This window comes from Haloarcula regularis, from assembly GCF_029338315.1.
GTDB lineage: Archaea > Halobacteriota > Halobacteria > Halobacteriales > Haloarculaceae > Haloarcula > Haloarcula regularis.
This window is the reverse complement of the sequence record NZ_CP119794.1, coordinates 1,053,560-1,074,231: the sequence shown is the minus strand read 5'-3', so window position 1 is coordinate 1,074,231 and position 20,672 is coordinate 1,053,560. Positions and strand designations below refer to the sequence as shown.

Annotated in this window: 14 protein-coding genes and 3 pseudogenes; 9 read left to right on the top strand and 8 right to left on the bottom strand. The window is 69.5% G+C overall.

The features are described from left to right. Positions 1-58 precede the first annotated feature (58 nt). Together P1N55_RS05795 and P1N55_RS05790 are read left to right on the top strand one after the other, a co-directional pair. Positions 59-1,960: a restriction endonuclease gene (locus P1N55_RS05795; protein WP_276278002.1), complete on the top strand. Its 1,902-nt coding sequence runs from the start codon at positions 59-61 to the stop codon at positions 1,958-1,960. 337 nt (positions 1,961-2,297) lie between these two features. Continuing rightward, complete coding sequence (locus P1N55_RS05790; RefSeq protein ID WP_276278001.1) at positions 2,298-4,463, top strand: glycoside hydrolase family 32 protein; 2,166 nt, start codon at positions 2,298-2,300, stop codon at positions 4,461-4,463. A 7-nt stretch (positions 4,464-4,470) separates the two neighbouring features. On the opposite strand, the gene P1N55_RS05785 is transcribed toward P1N55_RS05790, so the two are convergent. From P1N55_RS05785 to P1N55_RS05775, 3 genes and pseudogenes are all read right to left on the bottom strand, one after another. Next, on the bottom strand, positions 4,471-5,394 hold the full coding sequence (locus P1N55_RS05785; protein ID WP_276278000.1) for an FtsZ/tubulin family protein: 924 nt from the start codon (positions 5,392-5,394) through the stop codon (positions 4,471-4,473). A 122-nt stretch (positions 5,395-5,516) separates the two neighbouring features. Continuing rightward, a pseudogene (locus P1N55_RS05780) lies at positions 5,517-6,837 on the bottom strand (glycoside hydrolase family 68 protein). A gap of 80 nt (positions 6,838-6,917) precedes the next feature. Next, entirely contained in the window at positions 6,918-7,148 is a 231-nt protein-coding gene (locus P1N55_RS05775) for a hypothetical protein (RefSeq protein WP_276277999.1), read from the bottom strand. A 131-nt stretch (positions 7,149-7,279) separates the two neighbouring features. Between P1N55_RS05775 and P1N55_RS05770 the strand changes: the two are divergent. From P1N55_RS05770 to P1N55_RS05755, 4 genes and pseudogenes are all read left to right on the top strand, one after another. After that, positions 7,280-8,310 (top strand): annotated as a pseudogene (locus P1N55_RS05770) (phytoene/squalene synthase family protein); the annotation flags it as partial. Between the two features lie 109 nt (positions 8,311-8,419). Continuing rightward, the gene (locus P1N55_RS05765) at positions 8,420-8,800 is read left to right on the top strand and encodes a hypothetical protein (RefSeq protein ID WP_276277998.1); all 381 of its coding nucleotides are present in this window, start codon (positions 8,420-8,422) and stop codon (positions 8,798-8,800) included. A 577-nt stretch (positions 8,801-9,377) separates the two neighbouring features. Continuing rightward, entirely contained in the window at positions 9,378-10,628 is a 1,251-nt protein-coding gene (locus tag P1N55_RS05760) for a hypothetical protein (RefSeq protein ID WP_276277997.1), read from the top strand. A gap of 103 nt (positions 10,629-10,731) precedes the next feature. Beyond that, a complete protein-coding gene (locus P1N55_RS05755; protein WP_276277996.1) occupies positions 10,732-11,406 on the top strand; it encodes a hypothetical protein in 675 nt (224 codons plus the stop codon). A gap of 12 nt (positions 11,407-11,418) precedes the next feature. Here the strand turns inward: P1N55_RS05755 and P1N55_RS05750 are convergent, their stop codons facing one another. Further along, positions 11,419-11,838: a helix-hairpin-helix domain-containing protein gene (locus P1N55_RS05750; RefSeq protein ID WP_276277995.1), complete on the bottom strand. Its 420-nt coding sequence runs from the start codon at positions 11,836-11,838 to the stop codon at positions 11,419-11,421. A 264-nt stretch (positions 11,839-12,102) separates the two neighbouring features. Here P1N55_RS05750 and P1N55_RS05745 point away from each other — a divergent pair, with 264 nt between their 5' ends. Beyond that, positions 12,103-12,960: a hypothetical protein gene (locus P1N55_RS05745; protein WP_276277994.1), complete on the top strand. Its 858-nt coding sequence runs from the start codon at positions 12,103-12,105 to the stop codon at positions 12,958-12,960. 66 nt (positions 12,961-13,026) lie between these two features. Beyond that, the gene (locus P1N55_RS05740) at positions 13,027-13,887 is read left to right on the top strand and encodes a DUF5995 family protein (protein ID WP_276277993.1); all 861 of its coding nucleotides are present in this window, start codon (positions 13,027-13,029) and stop codon (positions 13,885-13,887) included. A 3-nt stretch (positions 13,888-13,890) separates the two neighbouring features. Here the strand turns inward: P1N55_RS05740 and P1N55_RS05735 are convergent, their stop codons facing one another. Both P1N55_RS05735 and P1N55_RS05730 read right to left on the bottom strand, forming a co-directional pair. Continuing rightward, a complete protein-coding gene (locus P1N55_RS05735) occupies positions 13,891-16,095 on the bottom strand; it encodes an LUD domain-containing protein (RefSeq protein WP_276277992.1) in 2,205 nt (734 codons plus the stop codon). Next, positions 16,092-16,601: an LUD domain-containing protein gene (locus P1N55_RS05730; protein WP_276277991.1), complete on the bottom strand. Its 510-nt coding sequence runs from the start codon at positions 16,599-16,601 to the stop codon at positions 16,092-16,094. The genes P1N55_RS05735 and P1N55_RS05730 overlap by 4 nt, the downstream gene beginning before the upstream one ends. Positions 16,602-16,840: 239 nt before the next feature. On the opposite strand from P1N55_RS05730, the pseudogene P1N55_RS05725 reads away from it, so the two are divergent. Beyond that, positions 16,841-19,845, top strand: a pseudogene (locus P1N55_RS05725) (FAD-binding and (Fe-S)-binding domain-containing protein). Here P1N55_RS05725 and P1N55_RS05720 read toward each other — a convergent pair. Both P1N55_RS05720 and P1N55_RS05715 read right to left on the bottom strand, forming a co-directional pair. Further along, positions 19,842-20,336: a hypothetical protein gene (locus P1N55_RS05720; RefSeq protein ID WP_276277990.1), complete on the bottom strand. Its 495-nt coding sequence runs from the start codon at positions 20,334-20,336 to the stop codon at positions 19,842-19,844. The pseudogene P1N55_RS05725 and the gene P1N55_RS05720 overlap by 4 nt on opposite strands. Further along, a complete protein-coding gene (locus tag P1N55_RS05715; RefSeq protein WP_276277989.1) occupies positions 20,333-20,671 on the bottom strand; it encodes a hypothetical protein in 339 nt (112 codons plus the stop codon). The genes P1N55_RS05720 and P1N55_RS05715 overlap by 4 nt, the downstream gene beginning before the upstream one ends. Between the last annotated feature and the right edge of the window lies 1 nt (position 20,672).

Genomic DNA, 20,672 nt, shown 5'->3' with positions numbered 1-20,672 from the left:
GTCTTTCACAATGGGTCAAATTATCAATTTAGATAATTTAGGTGGGTCGTATCCCGACGTGCTCACCAGCACCGGACGGGGTGGGTTCCTGTCCAAAGGGTATCTCGCCGAGAAACCTGCTGTCTCGGCGATAGAGGCCGACGAGACGCCACAGTACGTCGTCACGAACTCGAAGAACGGAGTCTCCGTCGAGTCCGGGGACACGACGGACCACGTCAGACCGGGGAGCGGGTACCGGACTGTCGCCGTCCTGACAGACCGGCGGGTCGTCGTCCTGGTGGGCGGCGCCGACTCCGACGGCGGGGACCGGCAGTTCGCCGTCCCCTTCGCGGAGATCGAGACGGTAGACAGCGACTCGAGTCTCAGACACGGGCGACTCACCTTCCACCGCAGCGGGGGGACGCGGTGGAACATCCACTGCGAGAGCGACGGCCTGGGGGCGGTCACGCGGTACCTGGACGACGCCGCACAGAAGTGGATCCACGTCGAGAACACGCTCGACGACGTCAAACGTGAACTGGTGCAGGCAAACGAGCTGCGCAACGACGGGTCTAACGACGCCGCGCTGACCGCGGCCAAGCGGGCGAGCACGCTGCTGGAGCAAGCCAGCGCGACGGCGAGCGAGTTCAACACCGGGCGCGAGGGCGACTCGATGGCGAGTCGGGTCGAGGTGGTCCGCGAGCGGTGTCTGCGGACGCTCGCGTCCATCCGACTGGGCCGGGCCCGGAGCACGACCGACGAGGGCGAGGAACTGTGGCGCGCCGACGAGTACGAGGCGGCCTACGACGCCTACGAACGGGCCCGTGACGAGTACGAGGCCATCCTCTCGCTCGACCGGCACCTGGCCGATATCGACGAGATACTCGCCGAACGCAACCGCCTGGACACGCTCATCGAACAGCTCGAACAGTCCCCGCTCCGGAAGGCCGTCGCCGCCGACAACGAGGCCGCGGCCGCCGACGACTCCGGGCAGGCCGCCGAGTACTGGGCGGAGGCGCTCGAGTACTACCGGACCGCCCTCCAGGTCGACTGGGGGGCAGACGAGCGCCGCTTCGCCGGCGACCCGGAGAAGATACGCGAGCGACTCCGCGTCGTCGCGGAGAACCTCACTGCCGCCCGCCGGGCCGTCGCCAGCGACGCGATGGGGGCCGGCGACTGGTTTGCCGACGCCGAGCAGTACGAGGCGGCCATCGAGGAGTACGAGGACGCCCGGCACAAGTACGAGGCGGCCCTCGAGACCGCCCGCGACTGCTATCCGGACGCGGTCACGCACTTAGAGACCGAACTCGAGGCGCTCGACCAGCGCATCGAGCGAGTCGAGGCGGCGATGGCCGGCGAGGCGGTGCCCGACCGCATCGAGACCGACCTCGAACCGGAGTACGACGTCGAGGCGACCATCGGAGCACCGGCGGACGACCCCGAGGCGGACGCGGTGTCCGAGGGCGAGATGACGGCGGACGACCCCGAATCCAAGAGCGACATCGAGGCCGCCGTCGACGCCGTCGAGTCGGGCGAGGCTCCGGCCCAGTCGACCGAGTCGGCGGAGGACAACTCGATGGCCGCCCAGCTCCGTGCGCTCGACCCCGAGGCGTTCACCGAGACCGTCGCCGAGGTCCTCGACGCGTCGGGGTGGGCGGTCAGCGAGGCCGACCCGACTGCGTACGACCTGCTGGCCGAACGGGAGGATCCGGCCAGCGAGGCGATGGCCGTCGTCGTCGACCACCGCACCGAGGGAGGGCTCGTCGGCGCCGACCCCATCGAGGCGTGTGCGGAGTGCCGGCGGGCGCGGCCTGAGGTGAGCGCGGTGATGTTCGCGACCTCGGGGCACATCGGCGGCGACGTCTCCCGGCGGGCCAGCGAGGTGGACGTGCGACTGATGGACGACGAGTGTCTCTCTGCTATCATCGAGGCCCGCGAACTGACGGTCCCGGCGGCCCCGAAACCCGTCGTCGAGGAGTGACGCCGGCCAGCGATTCTCCCGCCGATTCCAGGTAGGGGCTGTATATTTAAGTGGGTGCCGAATCTATAACGAACTGTAATGACAAACTGCCCGCACTGTGGCACCAGAATGACGTACAACGACGAGACGACGAAACTGACAGAACTCGTCTGCCCGGCCTGCCACGAGACCATCATCGACTGGAAGGCGGCCGCCCGTCACGCGCGCGTCTCGTAGCCCTAGAACGCTGCTCTGTTTCTCGACCGCCGGCCCGTTCGACCGAACCTACACGTTCGGTCACAAACGGTCGAGATCGATTGCCGAATCCTTTTATAATCGAGCGTGACGAGTATCGTCAATGGCAGACACCCCACGTGTCGGCTGTCTCTACGCCGGGTCCTGTTCCGACGAGCAGGAGCGAGCGTACGAGTGGTGCCGTTCGGCGATGGGCGACGTCGACCGGCGCTCGCTCGCCGACGTCGACCCGGCGGCCTACGACGTCCTCTGGTGGCACCGGGACGACCCGCTCGACGAGGCACAGATGCCGGCAGCCGGTACCGACCGCATCGCGTCCTCCGTCCGCGACGGCGGCGCGCTGTTGCTGACGCTGGGCGCGATGGCCGCCGTGGAGCCGCTGGGGTTCGACCCCGTCGCCCCCGACGCCGTCGGCTGGGCGGAGACGCCCGAACCCGCCGGCCACCTCTGGAAGACCCTGTTTCGCGACCACCCCGTGAGGGACGCGTTCGACACCCTTCGGGTCCACACGCGCGGGCCGGGCGTGACGACGCCCTACGCCCGCTACGAGCGGATGGCACCGGCCGAGGGGACGGTACTCGCGAGCACGGTCCGGGGGGACACGGACGTCGTCTCGCAACTGTCGACGGTCGCCTGGAACCCGGGCGAGGGCGACGTGCTGGGAATCGGCTCGTCGGTCTCCTTCAGCCAGCCGACCGACGACGTCTGCCGGGGAAACCGGGAGCGACTCGTCGCCGACGCGCTCGCCTTTCTGGCCGGCGACGAGACGGTCCCGCTCACGGACCGGCCGCGCGACACGGCGGGGATGACGGCGCTGCGAGGCCGCCTCGCGGCCGACCCACACCGGCCCTCGTATCACCTCACCGCGCCGGCCAACTGGCTCAACGACCCCAACGGACTCATCCACTGGGACGGCACGTACCACCTGTTCTACCAGTACAACCCGGCCGGGCCGTTTCACGGCACCATCCACTGGGGCCACGCCGTCAGCGAGGACCTGGTCCACTGGGTGGACCGGCCGGTCGCGCTCTCGCCTTCGCCCGACGGCCCGGACCGCGACGGCTGCTGGTCGGGGTGTGCCGTCGACGACGACGGGACGCCGACCATCCTCTACACCGGCGGCCGCGACACGCTCCAGCTGCCCTGTATCGCCACGGCGGCCGACGACGACCTCTCCGCGTGGGTCACGGACCCGGACAACCCCATCATCGAGGAGGTCCCCCTCGAACCGCAGGTCCTCTCGACGGAGGACTGGGACGGGGAGTTCCGCGACCACTGCGTCTGGCGCGCCGACGGCGTCTGGAACCAGCTCATCGGCGCGGGCATGCAGGACGGCGGCGGCGCCGTCTTGCTGTATCAGTCCGAGGACCTCCGGGACTGGGAGTACCAGGGTCCGATTCTCACCGGTGACGAGCACCTCGACGGGACGGTCTGGGAGTGTCCGGAACTGCTCGACTTCGGCGCAAAGCAGCTGCTCCACGTCTCGAACTACGAGGACGTCGTCTACTTCGTGGGGGAGTACGAGGACGGCGAGTTCGACGTCGAACGGCGCGACAGACTCGACCACGGCGACTACTACGCGTCCCAGTCGATGTGGACCGACGACGGCCGCACCCTCACCTGGGGCTGGTTGCCCGAGGCCCGCGACGTGAGCGCCCAGTGGGACGCCGGGTGGTCGGGCGCGATGTCGGTCCCCCGCGAGCTGTCACTGGCCGACGACGGCGGTCTCTGTCAGCGCCCCGCGCCGGAACTGACCGAGCTGCGCGGCGAGAACGTCCACCACGACGCGATCCGGCTCGAGGCCGGCGAGCGAGTCGACCTCGACGCCGAGAGCCGCTCGTTCGAACTGCGCGCGACGGTCCGTCTGGAGGACGCCGAGGCCGTCGAACTCGCCGTGCTGGAGACGCCCGACCGCGAGGAGTACACGCCGATTCGCTACACGCGCGACAGTCACATCACGGTCGACCGGGCGTCGGCCAGCCACGACCCGCAGGCCACGAGCGACACCAAGACGATGCGGGTCACGCCCTACGACGCGCCGCTCTCCCTGCGCGTGTTCGTCGACGGGTCGGTCGTCGAGGTGTTCGCAAACGAGCGCCACTGCCTGACGACCAGGGTCTACCCGACCCGCGAGGACGCGCTGGGCGTCTCGCTGACCGCCGACAGCGGCAGCGCGACCGTCGCGTCGCTGGACCTCTGGGAGATGGGCTCGATGTGGGCGCACGACGAAGCCAGAACGGCCGCCCGGACGACGCCGCCCGAGGACTGAAGCGCGGTCAGGACCGAGTGCCCACGCCGGGGGTATCGGCGAAGCCACAGTCCTCGCAGGCGCGGGTCTCGCGGTCGCCCAGCGAGTAGACGGCGATGTGCCCGCCACAGCGGGGGCAGTTGTTCGGGCCGGGGTCGGGGTGGCTCGCCCGCTCGACGATGGCGTCGAACGTCGGCGAGTCGTTCCCGGCGGCGACGACCTGCGCGTGGACGTCCGACAGCGAGTCGTCGACGGCGGTGCCCCAGATGAGGTGCGCGTCGTCGGGCACCGAGGCCTGGATGCCGTCGACGGCCTCGACGGCCGAGCTCACCGTCAGCTCGCTCCCGGCGACCAGGTTCACGAGGACGGCGGTGTAGTCGCCGATGTCGACGGCCGGGGCGCTCAGGGCCTCCTCGACGGCGTTGACCGCCGTCGCGGCCATATCGTCGGCCTCGGGCGTGACGCCGGTGGTGATGGCGGCCACCCGGCCGCTGCCCAGCACGGTCCCGATGTCGGCCAGGTCGAGGTTGATGACGCCCGGTCGCGAGATGATGTCGGCACAGGTGCTCACGACCTGGCGGACGCCGGACTCGTGGTGAGCCGGTTCGACGACGACCATCGCGTCGACGGCCCCGCGGAGCCACTGGGCGGTCCGCGCCGTCGTCGCGTCGAGACTGTCGTCCGACGCCGGGGCCGCGACCACCGAGAGCGTGAGGCCGTCCCGCCTGGCCAGCCGGTCCCGCGTCGTCGGCGCGATGGTCGCCGTGAGGTCGGTGACGAACATCGTCACCGCCGCGCTGGCGGCCTCGTCGCCGGTGGTCGCGGGCGCCGGCATCGCGTCGCGGACGGTGACATCCGGCACGGACTCGAGCGGCCCGGTCAGCGAGCGCACGTCACCGTGGCCGACGACGACGAGGGGGTGGGTCGTCGTCGCTGGCCAGTCTTCACTCATGGATATCCGTCGTACCCGCAAGGTTATTCCGGAATGATAAAGGTGTGTTGCGCAACGAAGCGAACAGTCACCACAGATAGCACGTCGGCCCGACACGAGCGAGGTGACTGCTGGCGTCCCGGTCAGTCCTCGCGGGTCCCAGTGACGTAGCCGCCGCGGTCACGCCCCCGCCCGCGCCGAATCAGCTCGCTGTCGGTCGGCGGGAGCGCCTCGCCGTCCTTCGGGATCTCCCAGTGGCCGAGCGTGCCGCGGATGCGTGTCCGGGTCCCGTCGACGGCGACGCGAATCGTGGGCGCGAGCGTCCCGCCGAAGCGACGCATCTGCTCGGACTCGGGCAGGTGTGCGATCTCGTCGAGGGTCCCGCCGTCGAAGTCGAAGTAGTTGAAAGGACTGGACCAGCACCTCGTCGTCGTGTGGGAACGCCATCCAGGAGTACGACTGGAACGGGGCGTTCTCCGGGTTCGTGACCACCAGGCCGGAGTCGTTGAGCGGGACGTAGTCGCCGTGCAGTTCCTCGGCGACGAACCCGTAGAGGGCGTCGAACCCCTCCAGGCCCGGCGCGAAGGTGTGGAGGTGACTGGAGACAAAGAGGTAGTACAGGCCGTCCCTGTAGACGACGTGCGGGCGTTCGAGCTCCTGGTTGACACAGACGGCGTCCAGCAGCGGGTCGGCCAGCTCCCACTCCAGTGGGTCGCCCGACGGCGAGCGGGCGACGCCGATCGACCCGTTGAACTCCTGCTGGGCCGGGTCGCCGCCACAGGCGTCGCTGCCCTCCGGGACCGGGGTGTTGGCCTCGAACAGCAGGCACGTCTCGCCGGTCGCGGGGTCCTCGAAGAACCACGGGTCGCGGAACGTGTATATCATCCCGCGGGACTGGTCCTCGCGCTCGTAGCGCTCGCCGTCCGGGCACAGGAGCTCGTGGTGGGTCCAGGGTCCTTCGAGCGAAAAGCCGTCGCCCGTGTCGATGGTCCCGCCGCTCGCGCCGACGATGCGCTGGGTGTAGGTCAGGTCGTCGGCGCCGTCCTCGCCGGCGGCCGTGTAGTAGACGTAGACGTCGCCGCCGTCGTACAGCGCCGACCCGGCCCACTGGCGCTGGCCGAGGGGCGCCTCGAAGACGGGGCCGGCGTCGTGCCAGGTCCGCCCGTCGGGGGAGTAGAAACACCGGATGGTCGCCACGTCGTGGCGCTTGCCCGGCAGGAGGTCCGACGGCGCCGTCAGGGAGAAACAGACGCGGTGGCCGTCTACCTCGGCGAGCGTCCCGTCGCGGGTCCGGAGGAACCAGGTGTCCCAGATGTGTACCTCGGGAACCTGGTCGTCCTCGGGCGGGTAGATGATCGGGGCGACGGTGTCGTCGCTCCGTTCGATGCGACTCGCCTGTTCGCGCGTCCAGCCGGCGCGGGCGCCGTAGCCCGGCGTGCCCTCGTCGAGTGACCGGTCAGTCATGCTCCGATGTGCGTCCACGAGCGCAATAAGGGTTGTTAGATGCGCGTTGGTGACTGATTCCGTTTGTTTCTACACGCTACTCACTCGTCGGCCGCGTCCTCGTCCGTGGAGACGCCCTCGGGCGCGGTGATGTCGAGGGGGCGTATCCACTCGTACCAGATAAACAGGACGCCCAGACCGTAGCCGAGCACCCAGACTGCGCTCCCGACTGTCGGGTATCCCACTGCACCCAGGAACCAGTTCGCGAGTCCGGGGACAACCACGACGGCGGCGATGGTCAGTCCGACGACGAACGCACGGGCCCCGTTCACCGTCGTCTCACCCCGTCTGTGACGGACATGGTCCCGCCTTGGGCCGGCGTCGATTTAGGGATGCTGTTTCGGGGCGCGTCGCCCATAGCCAATCCTTTTTAGCACAGTGACCCTTACGCCGGGTGTCGGGAATGTCTCAGAACCAAACAGACCGGTCGGCACAGGATGACATCGAGTGGTGTTACGACGCTGTGCACCGGGTCTCGCGAACGTTTAGTCTCACAATCGCGGAACTCGACGAGCCGATGGCACGGGACATCTGTGTCGGCTATCTCCTCTGTCGCGTCGCCGACACGATAGAAGACGCCGGGCACGTGCCGCCGGGTGCCCAGGCGGAGTTACTGCGGACCTACAGCCGCGTCCTCGACCCCGCCTCGGACACGACAGTCCGGGCCTTCCGGTCGAAGGTCGACGAGTGGTTGCCGGCGACCCGGTCCGCGGACTGGGAGGTCGTCGACGAAGCGCCGCGGGTCGTCCGCGTGTTCCGCCAGCTCGAGGGGACTCGACGGAGACCATCCGCGGTCCAGTCCGCGAACTCGTCGACGGCATGGCGATGTTCGTCGACCGCTACGCCGACGACGGCGGCCTCCGCATCAAGACCTTAGAAGAACTCGAGGAGTACTGCTGGTACGCCGCCGGCACCGTCGGCACCCTCGTGACCGGTCTGCTGACCCACGCCGCCAGCGAGGACCAGGCCCGCCGGATGGAGGAGAACGCGCGAGCGTTCGCCCTCCTGCTCCAGCTGGTCAACGTCGCGAAAGACGCCGCGACGGACATGGAGGAAGAGAACAACGTCTACCTCCCGCTGGAGCTGCTCGACGCCCAGGGCCTGGACCACAGCGACGTGGGTCAGGGGGCCAACGTCGAGTCGCTCGTCCCCGTCATCGAGCGGGTCACCGAACGCGCCGAGCAGTACCTCGACGGCGCACAGGCCTGGCTCGAAGCGATGCCCATCACCCGCGGCAACACGCTCTCGGCGTGGGCGATTCCCTTCCTGCTCGCCGTCGGGACCATCCGCGAACTGCGGACCCGGCCGGCCGACGTCGTCCGCGAGGGCAACGTCAAGATCACGCGCGAGGAGGTCCACGCCGTCTGCCAGCAGTTCGACGGCGACGCCGCACCGGCGCTCGGTGACCTCCGGCGCCGCATCCGGAGCCGCCCTCCACGAGTACTGACCGACCGGTCGTCACGACATTCCCCTTCTCCGCTCGCTCACCGGTCAGCCTCGGCCACGCGCAATACTGAACCGTCTCCCGGCCCAACTGGAACCCATGCCGGACACACTCGAACTCCCGAACGGGGACGTCGTGAGCCCCGACGACGTCTTCCTCTACAACGGCTACCCCTACCGCCTCGTCTGGGTCGGCCGCGAGTCCCACGCCTTCGAACTCGCGCCGCTGTACTGGGGCGACAGCGGCATGAACGTCCCGTTCCGGGACCACGAGGCCCTGGTCGACCAGTGGGACGCGGACTCCGAGGGACTGCTCTCGCCGGCCGAGTGGGACCGGTGGCTCGACGACGCCGAGTCCGATCCCCGCTTCGACGACGCCGAGGTCAGCGCGCTCTCCGAGGCACTGCCGGGGGTCGACGCCCGGGACGACTCGCCGGCCGGCGGCCCGCTCGCGCGCATCCGGTCGCTGCTAGGTCGGTGAGGGCGGTAGTGTTTCTTTTAGCATCACCCGGTTCAGAGAGCCAGAAAGCCCCCGCGCTCTCCGCTTCCGCGGCTCGCTGCGCGCTTCCTTCGCTCACTTCGTTCGCTCCGTCCAGTGCTTGTGATCTGAAAATCGCCGCCAGCGATTTTCATCATCTCGAAAGACGCTCCGCGTCTTTCGGTGACGTCGCCGGGGTTCGCTGAGAGCGCGGCCCCTTTCAGTCCCACCCAGGCCGGCTGACCACCCGCCTTCGGGCGGGACTGAAAGGGGCGGCTGGCTGAACGACGTTCGCAAGAGCGCAGCTCTTGCGCAGCCCATCAGAAATCTCCGATTTCTGAGGACGGCGGACGACGTCGCCGAAAGACCGGAGATCTTTCGTGATGACGAAAGACGCGAAGCTTCTTTCGAACCACCCCCGAGTTCAGCCAGGGCGAGACCCTCGGTCTCGCGAGCAATCGGGCGCGAAGCGCCCGATGACAGCCGGGGCTTTCTGGCTGTTTGCGACTATCCTCCCTTAACTAAACACCGCCGTGAGTCCAGGTGGGGGATTCTTGAGGACTGGCCCGCAACGGCCCGTATGACAACGGCGGCGAGCCTGACCGAGCCCCAGGTCCTGGCACGGGCCAAGCGGGACCTCTTTCCGGGCGACGACGAGCGTACCTACGTCGTCGCCGACACCCAGTTCGCACAGGACCGGTGGCTCGAGGACTATCCGATTCCCGCCGAGACGCGGGACGCGCTGGCCCCGTTCAACCACGTTCAGGTCGGGTCGGGCTACCCGGACCTCGTCGCCGTCGGCCAGCTCGACGCCGACCTGCTCGCCGTGGACCGGCTCGGGGACGACCCGCCACTGGTCGCCGTCGAGGCCAAGGGCCACACGAGCGGGGGTCGGGTCGACGTCGAACGCGGGGTGATACAGGCACACGACCGCCTCAACGAAGCGAACGTCGCCTACGTCGCCGCGCCGACCGGTGCGATATCCCGGTCGGCCCGGACGCTGGCGCGGGAGCTCAACGTCGGCGTCCTCGGCGTCGGCACCGGCGACTCCCTCCGGGTGCTCGAACGACCGCGGGTCGTCGGTGCACGGGCCACTGACGAGGCGTCGGCGCTCCGGTTCCAGGCCAGCGCACAGGGCGTCACCGACCGGAGTTTCGGCCTGAACCACCCGAAGAACTACCTCGCGGTCCCGATTGCGGTGGCCCACGGCGGCGATACGCGGTCACTCGTCGCGGACAGGGTCGTCGAGGCCGTCGACGCCGCCGTCGACGGTGCCGTCTTCCTCGGCCTGGTCGATGACGACCGCTCGTCCATCCGGCTCACCTCGCTCGGGAACGAGGTCGTCCGCTTTGCGCGCAGGCGACACGACTCGGTCGACGCGGCGCTCGACGTGTTCGCCCAGTGGTCGGGGTCCCGCGCTCGGTTCATCGAGGCCGCGCCGGCCTGGGGTGAGCTGACCCGGCGCGTCGTCTTTGCGTATCCGGCCACGCGGTTGCTCGTCGAGGAACTCCAGCAACTCCACGACGACGGCTTTCCGACCCCCTCGCTGGTCGAGTTCGTCGAGTGGCTCCACGTCCAGCACCCGACGTTCACGGTCGAGCTGTTCGTTCGGGGCACGGACCGCGCCCGCGAACGGGTGCTGACGGCCGAGGGCGACCTCCGGTCCGACGCGCTCGTCGACGGCGAGGTCTATCACTCGCCGACGGTCTTCCAGCTGAAGGCGATGCTGTACCACGCGGGCATCCTCACCGAGCGCGGCGCAGAACCCACGCGGCTGGACCCGACGACGGACGTGTGGGCCCTGCGAGAATCAGTCTCGGCGCGAGGCTGATGTCGTGTCGTAGCGGCGCTCGACCGGTACGCGATGGAACGTGTCGCTCGGCGTGACGGACCCGGGGAACGAATTATACCCGTCGGCGGCGTGTGACCGCACGATGCCGGAGATATCGCTCACCGAGTCGCAGTACGAACAACTCGAGGCCATCCGGGCGGACGTCGAGGCCGCGTTCGTCGACACATACGGCCACGCGCGCCTCGAGGACGCCGTCGACTACCTGCTTGACACCTACACGCCGCCGGACGAGCGCGACTCCGTGGTGGTCGCCGAGGGATACGAGCGCATCGCGACGGCGGAGTATCCAGAACTCCAGCACATCGCCGCCGAGGTGCCCGACATCCCCGGCAGCGGCATCGACGCCGACGAGATGCGGGGCAAACTGCTCTCGGAACTCGGGCCCACGGAACTGGCCGACCGCCTGGCCGACGCGGGGGACGAGGACGGAGCCGAGGCCGTGGCTGACGACGAGACGGCCGAGGACACGTCGCCGGCCACCGCCGATGCGGACGCTGACGCCGACGCGACGGCAGACGACGCCGAGGCGGCCGATACCGACGCGGACGGGGAATCGACGGCCACCACCACGTCGAACCCGGTCGACGACGCGGGCGACGCCCTCTCGATGGCCAACCAGTTGCTCCGCGAGCACGACGACAAGTGGCGCAAGACCGAGGACGGCGAGGCGCCATACGAGGTGGACCTGCCGGACGGGACGACCGAAGGGGTGCGGACGAAAGACGACGTCCGGCAGCAACTATTCAAGAACTACTGAGCGGCCCGGCGGTCACGCACCGCCGTCGGCGTCCACCGCCGCGGGTTCCTCGCCCGACAGCTGCGTGATGAGCCGCGCGGCGAGTCTGGGGCCGATGCCGTCGACGGCCTCCAGATCCTCGGGCGTCGCCGTCGCCAGCGCGTCGACGGTGTCGTAGCCGCTCTGTCTGAGACGGGTCGCGACCGCCGGGCCCACACCCTCCAGGTCGGTCAGGTGTCTGACCATGGCCGTCGCTGTCGACGCCGTCTCGTCGGCCTCGACGCCGAAGCGGTCGTAGAACCGTTCGAAGGCGTCCTGCCAGGACTCGTGGGGCGGGGGCTCGGCCTTGTGGTCGACCGGGACGCCGATGAAGCCACACCCCGGGCAACTGATGGCGGCCGCTCCGTCGAGCTCGTACCGTTCGACGGGTTCGCCGCAGCGTTCACAGCGCACGAGCGGACGTTCGACGGCGACTCCCTTAATTCATATGCCGGGGGCGAGCCCGATGACCGTCGCCGGACCCGTCCCATATTGTGGGCCTCGACCGACGACAAGATACATTAGTAGTCCTCTCTGTGTGTCGGGTTGTCCGTCGAAAAGTGGCGGTGGTAAATGGAAACGGCTGATATACCGATCGATAGCATCTCACGAGCAAGTGCTATCGTGTCGTTAGCAAGGTATTTAGCCATAGTCAGTGTACTTATATAATTGATTCACATGGTAACCACCGTCGAACAGGGTTCGGCCACCGAGTCGGGCTTTGGATCGCTGACTACGACCCAGAAGATACGGTTCGTGCTCTTTAGCCTCGCCGTCCTCGCGCTGGCCGGGCTCAACGTCGCGCTGACGCCGCGCGAGGTCATCGGGGCCGGCGTCCTGGGCTGGTTCCAGTCCTACGGGGCCCACCAGATACACGACATGGTGATCTCGCCGCTGCTGGTCCTGGGCGTCGTCGTCCCGGCCCTGCTCGTGCTGTACCACCCGCGCCGGCGGGTCAACACCATCCTGGCCCCAGTCGTCGGCATCCTGACCGTCGCCGTCCTGGCGTTCCTGGCCGACTCGCCGCTCCTGACCGGGTTCGCCGTCTCGGCCGTGCTGGCGCTGGTCGCGCTTGCGCTGCACCCCGCCGGCCGGTCGCTGTTCCGCTTCGAGCGGGCCGACCGCGTGGACCGCCGGGTCGCCGCGCTGTACGTCATCGGGGCCGTCCCGCTGCTGGCCTACGCGGGCCTGGAGCTGCTGAAACAGATCGGTCCCGCCGACCCGATGGGACACGTGGCATTCGTCCACTACGGCGGGATGGCCGTCTCGGCGTTCCTCGTCGTCCTGATGGGCGGGCTCGCCGTGTTCCGCGACCGCGACTGGCGCTACCCGACCTGGTTTGCCGGTCTGCTGGCCGGATTCATCGGCATCGTCTCCATCGCGTGGCCGACTCTCGCGTCGAGCGTCGGCGTCGTCGGTGGCGCGCTCATGCTCGCCTGGGCGCTGGCCTTCGTGGCGGGCGTCGAGTACACCCGCCGCGGCAGCGAAACGGAGACCGACGAGCTGTCGCGCCAGCGCCCCGCCGGGGCCGCCTGAGGGGGCCGTTTTTCACGACCAGGCCGCGGTGAGCAGTTATGAGGACAGCCGACGTCCGTCCCAGTGATGTTCCACGACGCGTCGCCGACGGGCGGGCGGCGCACCCAGTTGAAATATGCGGTCAGCGGCGTCCGGCCGCCCCGCCTGGAGTCACCGGCCCCGGCCGGCGACCCCGACGTACTCGCCCTGGTCGAGACGCCGTACGCCGACGTGGCCGACGCCCACCGCCGGCTCGCGACCCTCAACCGCGTGTTCGAGTCCCAGCGCGACCGCCGGGCGGTGTTCCTGACCATATACACGCAGATGACCGCCGCCGTCGCCGCGGGCATCCGGCGGCGGACGTTCGCCGACCCGGAATGGGTGAGTGAGTACTTACTCACCTTCGCGGACCTCTATCGAGCGGCCGTCTACCGCTACGAGGCCGGCCGCCACGAGTCGCTCCCGACGGCCTGGCGACTCGCGTTCGACGCCGCGGCACGCGGGGACTCGCTGGTGGTCCAGGACGCGATGCTCGGCGTGAACGCCCACATCAACTACGACCTGGCGCTGACGCTCGAACGCGTCGGCGTCGGGCCGAACCGCCGGCAGAAGTACGCGGACCACCACGCCGTCACGGACGTCATCCGCACGCTGGTCGACGAGGCCCAGGACTCGCTGGTCGAGCGCGATGCCGACGGCGTCGCCCGCATCGACGACTCCTTCGGCCGCGCCGACGAGTGGCTGACCGTCCTCACCATCGACGAGTGCCGCGACAGCGCCTGGCGGACGGCCGTCGCCCTGCACTCGCGGTTCCCGCCGCGGCGCCGCCTGGCCCGGTGGCTGAACGCGGCGACGTCGACGGGTGCGGCACGCCTCCTGCTCGCGTCGCGGACCAGCGACCGTCTCCACGCGGCGGCCGCCGACCTCGAACGGGCCGACGGCGGGTGACGGTCAGCGCGGCGCGACGAGTTCGACGGGGTGGGTCGGCACGCGCTGGAGCAGCGAGTCGAGCTGTTCCAGGCAGGAGGTGCCGCTCGCGACGACGGTCCGGTCGCGCGTCCCGTCGGTCGTGAACTGGGCGGCCAGCTCGTCGCCGACGTCCATCGAGAGGTCGTAGTACTCCTGCTTGTAGCCGAAGCTGCCGGCCATGCCACAGCACTCCACGTCGGAGGTGACCACGTCGTGGCCCAGGCGTTCGAGGACGGCCACGGTGTGGGCCTCCAGGCCGAGCGTCCGCTGCTGGCAGTGGGAGTGGTAGGCCACGGCCTCGCTCCCGTTCGCCAACGCCGCCGGGTCCCCGCCGTTCTCCAGCAGGCCGTAGAGGTACTCCATGACCTCGTAGCTGCGCTCGGCGAGGCGCTCGTGGGACTGCTCGGGGAGCAGGCGCTCGTACTCGCGGGCGAACATCGCCAGGTCCGAGGGCTCGACGACCACCACGTCTCGCCCGGCGTCGATATGTTCCGCGAGCGCGCCGTAGACTCGGCTGGCCTTCTCGCTGGCCGTCGACACCATCCCCTGGGAGAGCGGGGCGCGGCCGGACTCGCCGACCCCGGGGACGGTCACGTGGACGTCCAGGGATTCTAACGCCCGGACGGCGGCCTTCCCGCGGGCCGTCGAGACGTAGTTCGTGTAGACGTCGGGGTACAGCACCACCTCGCGAGTGGCGTCGGCGGGGTCGACCCGCGCGCCCCGGTCGGCGAACCACTCCCGGAACGTCTCGCGTTCGAAGGTCGGCAGGTCCCGCCGGCCGTCCACGCCGACGAACCGCTCGAGCGCCGACCGGACCGGGCCGGCCTCCATCATCCAGTTCGACAGCGGCGCGGTGGCACTGCCCAGTTTCGCCGCCGTCTCGAAGTTGCCGAAGAAGCGTTTCTGGACGTCCAGGCCCGCCGGTTCCGCGTCGGGGGTCAGCCCTTCGACGAGGAAGTCGAACGAGTCGGGGTCCGCGCCGCGGTTGATGCGGTCCCGGACGACGGTGTTAATCCACGGGATGTCTATCTCGACCGGGCACTGGTTGACACACCGCGAACAGCCGGTACACAAATCGTTGAACTCGGCGGCGCTGTCCTCGCCGTGGACGCCGGCCTCCCATCCGGTGGCGATGCCGCCGGAGTAGGTCTCGCCGCCGAAGGCGTGGCCGCCGACGTGCTGGAAGTTCGCACAGGAGTTTGCACACGCCGAACAGCGGATGCAGTAGAGTGTCTCGCGCAGGTCGTCGTCGTCGCGCATCGCCATACGACCGTTGTCGATCAACACGAGGTGGTAGTCGCGGTCGTCGTCGACCTCGGCCAGCGGCGTCTCGTCGTCCTCGAAGTCCGGCACCGGTGTCCCGACGGGCGGGGTCAGCAGGGAGACGTAGGCCGTGATGTCCTGGCCCGTGCCCGACCGGCCGATGAGTTCGACGAACGGCTGGAGGTCCCCGAGGCTGGGGACGATCTTCTCGACGCCCGCGACGGCGACGTGGGTGTCGGTCGTCGCGACGGACTTGCGGGCGTTGCCCTCGCTGGTCACCAGGGCGATGGTGCCCGTGTCCGCGGTGACGAAGTTCGCGCCGGTCATGCCCACGTCGGCGTCCTTGATCTGCTCGGCGAGGTACTCGCGGGCGAACTCGGTGAGGTCCTCGGCGGTCTCCAGGGGCGCGTCGGTCTCGAAGTGGGCGTTGAACAGTTCGGCGATGTTCTCCCGGGAGCGGTGGATGGCCGGTGCGACGATGTGGCTCGGCGCCTCGTCGGCCACCTGGAGGACGAACTCGCCTAAGTCCGTCTCCCAGACGTCGACGCCCTTCGATTCGAGGTGTTCGTTGATCTCTATCTCCTCGCTCGTCATCGACTTGCTCTTGACCACCGAGTCGGCGTCGCGGTCCGCGACCACCTCGGCGATGTACCGCTGGGCGTCGGCCTCGTCCTCGGCCAGGTAGACCGTCCCGCCGTTTCCCTCGACGGTCTCGCGGACCTGTTCGACGAGGTCCGGGAGGTCCGCGATGGCGTCCTCCTTGATGGCCCGGGCTCGGGACTTCAGTTCCTCGTAGTCGTCGAGTTTCTGGACGGACTCGTAGCGCCCGTCGTTGAACGTCGTGGTGTTCTCGAAGACGGCGTCGCCCTCGGTCTCTATGAGCGAGCGGATGCGGGCCGCCTTCTGTCGGCGCGAGTCGCTCATCGGTCCTCCAGCAACAGGACGTGCACGTCACGCGGGCCGTGGACGCCTTTCACGACCGCTCCCATGTCCGCGGTGGCGCTCGGGCCGGTGGCGAGTATCGCGTCTCTCGGCCCCTCGGCGAACCGTTCGCCCAGTTCCTCGAAGGCGGCGGGCATGTCCGGAACCACGTCGCTGGCCGCGACCACGACGACGTGCCGGTCGGGATAGAGGCCGAGCAGTTCCTCGCCGGCTCCGGTCTCCTGGAGGACGACCGACCCGTAGTCGGCGATGGCGGCGGCGCCGGCGGTGACGCCCGTCGCCGCTTCAGCGAGGGCGGCCCCCGTCGGCGCCCCGTCGACCGGGGTGCCGTCGTAGGAGGCCCCCTCGAACGGGAGTGGCGTCCCGACGGCCGGCTCCGTGACGGCGTCCTCGAGCGTGGCCGCGAACTCGTCGGCGGTGGTGGGCGTCACCACGGCGTCGACGCGCCGGGCCGACTCGACGAACGCGTCCGTGTGCGATGTGACCATTTCGTCCCGTGCACACGTATGCAACCGAGGTAAACGTACCGGTGTCGCCGGAACGCGTCGGATTAGACGTCTGTTCGACCGGTAGCCGGCCGTTCGCTGGCATCGGTCTCGTCGTCCGACTGGGTGGGGGCGAACATGCGAACAATTTTGATGCTCGTTTGATTACAGCCTAGGGACTGCGTTGACTGCGACCTGCCGACCGGTCCAGGTCGCCCAGCGCCCCAGGGGAGAACGCTACCATGGCAACCGACTCCGGCCCATCGACGGACGAATCGGCCTACGACTACCGGAGCGACGACGTCGCGCGTCCCGGCCTCGTCGCCGACCTCGAGGAACTGATCGAGGGCGAGGTACGCTTCGACGAGTACTCCCGGCAACTGTACGCGACCGACGCGAGCATCTACGAGGTGACACCCATCGGGGTCGTCTTCCCCCGCTCGACGGCGGACGTCGCGGCCGTCGTCTCCTACTGTGCCGACCGCGAGATACCGGTGCTCCCGCGGGGCGGCGGCACGAGCCTCGCCGGCCAGACGGTCAACGAAGCCGTCGTGCTCGACTTCAGCCAGCACATGGACGCCCTGGTCGAGACGCGGCCGGACGACCGGTGGGCCCGGGCGCAACCAGGCATCACGCTGGGCGACCTGAACGCCGCGCTTGCCGACGACGGCCTGAAGTTCGCTCCCGACCCCGCCTGGGGCGACAAGAGCGTCCTCGGTGGGGCCATCGGCAACAACTCCACCGGCGCCCACTCGCTGAAGTACGGCAAGACCGACGCCTACGTCGAGGAATGTGAGGTGGTGCTGGCCGACGGCACCGTCACCACCTTCGGCGAGGTCACCCGCGATGAACTGCGGGCACGGGCCGACCCCGACGGCGACCTGGAGGCGCGAATCTACGCCGAACTGGAGCGCGTCCTGGAGGAAGAACAGGACGAGATCGACGCCCGCTACCCCGATCTCAAGCGCAACGTCTCGGGGTACAACTTGGACTGGGTGGTACAGGAACTGCGCGAGGACGGCGTCGTCAACCTCGCCTCGCTGTTGGCCGGCAGCGAGGGGACCCTCGCCGTGGTCACCGAGGCCGAGGTGTCGCTGGAACCGATCCCCGCGACGAAGTCGATGGCGCTGCTGGCCTACGACGACCTCATCGAGGCGATGACCGACGTCTCGGACATCCTCGAACACGACCCCGCGGCCGTCGAGATTCTGGACGACGTGCTCGTCGACATGGCCCGGGAGACGGCGGAGTTCGCCGACGTCGTCGACATGCTCCCCGGGGGGACCCGCGCGGTCCTGCTGGTGGAGTTCTACGCCGAGACCGACGAGGCGGGCAAGCGGAAGGTCGCGGACCTGCTCGCCGACCGGACCGACGGCGTCGACGCCCAGGCCGACCCGACCGACGGCGGCGTTTCCGTGTCGGCGCCGGTGCGGGCCTTCGACGCCCTGGAGGCCCACGAGGACGCCCAGCGCGAGAAGTTCTGGAAGCTCCGCAAGTCCGGCCTCCCCATCCTCCTCTCTCGGACCACCGACGCGAAACACGTCGCGTTCATCGAGGACACCGCCATCCCGCCCGAGCGGTTGCCCGAGTACGTCGCCGACTTCCAGGCCCTGCTCGACGAGCACGACACCTTCGCCTCCTTCTACGCCCACGCCGGGCCGGGCGTGCTCCACATCCGCCCGCTGGTCAACACCAAGACCGTCGCAGGCGTCGAGCAGATGGCGGCCATCGCCGACGAGGTGACCGACCTGGTCGTGAAGTACGGCGGGAGCGTCTCGGGCGAGCACGGCGACGGCCGCGCCCGGACCCAGTGGAACCGGAAACTCTACGGCGAGGACCTCTGGAACACGTTCCGCGACCTGAAGACGGCCTTCGACCCGGACTGGATTCTCAACCCTGGACAGGTCTGTGGTGACGTGGACATGACCGAGCACCTCCGGTTCGACCCCGAGTACGAGTTCGACGCCGGGTTCGAGGAGACCCTGGAGTGGGACAACGACAACGGGATGCAGGGCATGGTCGAGCTCTGTCACGGCTGTGGGGGCTGTCGGGGCCCCCAGGAGACCACCGGGGCGTCATGTGTCCGACCTACCGGGCGGCCGACGAGGAGATCACTGCCACGCGGGGCCGGGCGAACATGCTCCGGCAGGCGATGAGCGGCGACCTGCCCGACGATCCGACCGACGAGGAGTTCATGTCCGAGGTGCTCGACCTCTGTATCGGCTGCAAGGGGTGTGCCAAGGACTGCCCGAGCGAGGTCGACATGGCGAAACTCAAGGCCGAGGTGACACACGCCTACCACCAGGAACACGGGTCGAGCCTCCGGGACAAGCTCTTTGCCAACGTCGACACCCTCGCCAGGCTCGGCAGCGCGCTCGCCCCGCTCTCGAACGCCGCCTCGGCGGTTCCCGGGGCCCGGACGGTCATCGAGAAGACGGTCGGCATCGCCAGCGACCGGACGCTGCCGACCTTCGAGCGCGAGAGCCTGCAGGACTGGTTCGCCGACCGGGGCCCGCAGGTCGACGAGGCCGCGGCCGACCGCAAGGCCGTCCTCTTCCCCGACACGTACACGAACTACAGCCACCCCGAGATCGGCCGGGCGGCCGTCGAGGTGCTCGAGGCCGCCGGCGTCCACGTGCAGCTGGCCGACCGGACCGACAGCGGCCGGCCCGCCCACTCGAAGGGTTTCCTCGAGAAGTCCCGTGCGGCCGCCGAGCAGAACGTCGAGGCGCTCGCGCCGGCCGTCGCCGAGGGCTGGGACGTCGTCCTCGTCGAGCCCTCGGACGCCGTGATGTTCCAGCTGGACTACCTCGACCTGCTGTCGGGCGCGGCCGTCGAGACGCTCGCGGAAAACACCTACGGCCTCTGTGAGTACCTCGACCGCTTCGACCTGGACCGCAACGTCGAGTGGGCCGCCCCGGGCGAGGCGCTGACCTATCACGGCCACTGCCACCAGAAGGCGACGAAGAAGGACCACCACGCCGTCGGCGTCCTGCGACGGGCGGGCTACGACGTCGACCCGCTGGACTCGGGCTGTTGTGGGATGGCCGGGAGTTTCGGGTACGAGCGCGAGCACTTCTCGATGAGCAAGGCCATCGGTTCGATCCTGTTCGATCAGGTCGACGACAGCGACGGCGAGACGGTGGTCGCCCCGGGCGCGTCCTGTCGGACCCAGCTCGGCGACCGGGACGCGGCCGACGCCGAACCGCCCCACCCAGTCGAGAAGCTCGCGGCGGCGCTGGCCTAGCGGTCGGCGAGGAACCGCCGGAGGCTGGCGACCGGTCGCAGACCGACCCCGCGCTCCCGGACGACCTCGAACCCGCGCCGGCGGCCCAGCGCCGCCAGCGCGTCCGTGAGCGCAGCCACGTCGACCGGGGCGTGGACGCGGTAGGCGTAGGGCGGACCGGCGACGACGTCGACGGCGACCTTCGGCCGGCCGAGGCGCCGTCCCTCGTAGATTCTGACGCGCGCTACGTCCTCGTAGCCGAGGCGGTGGGTCCGCTCGGCGAAGTCGACGAGGGCGGCGACGCCGCCGGTCCGGTACCGCTCGACGGCCTCCTCGGCCACAGCGTGGGTCTTGCCCCGGGCGATACCCAGCAGTGGCGTCAGGTAGTGGTACTCCGGAATCACCAGCGCGTCGTCGGTAAACAGCAGGTCGGCCATCCGCAGGGGGAAGGTCCCGGCCATCACGAGGTGGACGTGGACGTGGACGTCGGCCGACGGCGCCGCCCCGGTCACGCCGACCCCCCACCGGTCAGGCCGCGGTTGAGAAAGAGGAGGCCCCCGGCGACGAACACCAGGCCGGCGAGCGTGTCCGTGAGCACCAGCCAGCACCCGACGACGACGCCGGCCACGCCCGCCCCCAGGAGGCCGGGGCGGACGGACGGCTGCTCGGCGGCGTGCCACAGTTCGGCCGCGTATGTCAGCACCATCACGCCGAGGACGAGACTCACGGCGAGGGCCCGTCCCGCCGAGGGTGAGAGGAGCGTCCGGACGAGAAGGACCGCCGCCAGTCCGCCGCCGTACACCCAGAGACGGCGGTCGACGAGCGCGGCGAGGCTCGGTCCGGCCATC

Excerpts from the sequence above, each read along its gene's own strand:
- P1N55_RS05790 (WP_276278001.1), top strand. The coding sequence starts at position 2,298 with ATGGCAGACACCCCACGTGTCGGCTGTCTCTACGCCGGGTCCTGTTCC.
- P1N55_RS05785 (WP_276278000.1), bottom strand. The coding sequence starts at position 5,394 with ATGAGTGAAGACTGGCCAGCGACGACGACCCACCCCCTCGTCGTCGTC.
- P1N55_RS05765 (WP_276277998.1), top strand. The coding sequence starts at position 8,420 with ATGCCGGACACACTCGAACTCCCGAACGGGGACGTCGTGAGCCCCGAC.
- P1N55_RS05760 (WP_276277997.1), top strand. The coding sequence starts at position 9,378 with ATGACAACGGCGGCGAGCCTGACCGAGCCCCAGGTCCTGGCACGGGCC.
- P1N55_RS05755 (WP_276277996.1), top strand. The coding sequence starts at position 10,732 with ATGCCGGAGATATCGCTCACCGAGTCGCAGTACGAACAACTCGAGGCC.
- P1N55_RS05745 (WP_276277994.1), top strand. The coding sequence starts at position 12,103 with ATGGTAACCACCGTCGAACAGGGTTCGGCCACCGAGTCGGGCTTTGGA.
- P1N55_RS05740 (WP_276277993.1), top strand. The coding sequence starts at position 13,027 with ATGTTCCACGACGCGTCGCCGACGGGCGGGCGGCGCACCCAGTTGAAA.
- P1N55_RS05735 (WP_276277992.1), bottom strand. The coding sequence starts at position 16,095 with ATGAGCGACTCGCGCCGACAGAAGGCGGCCCGCATCCGCTCGCTCATA.
- P1N55_RS05730 (WP_276277991.1), bottom strand. The coding sequence starts at position 16,601 with ATGGTCACATCGCACACGGACGCGTTCGTCGAGTCGGCCCGGCGCGTC.
- P1N55_RS05715 (WP_276277989.1), bottom strand. The coding sequence starts at position 20,671 with ATGGCCGGACCGAGCCTCGCCGCGCTCGTCGACCGCCGTCTCTGGGTG.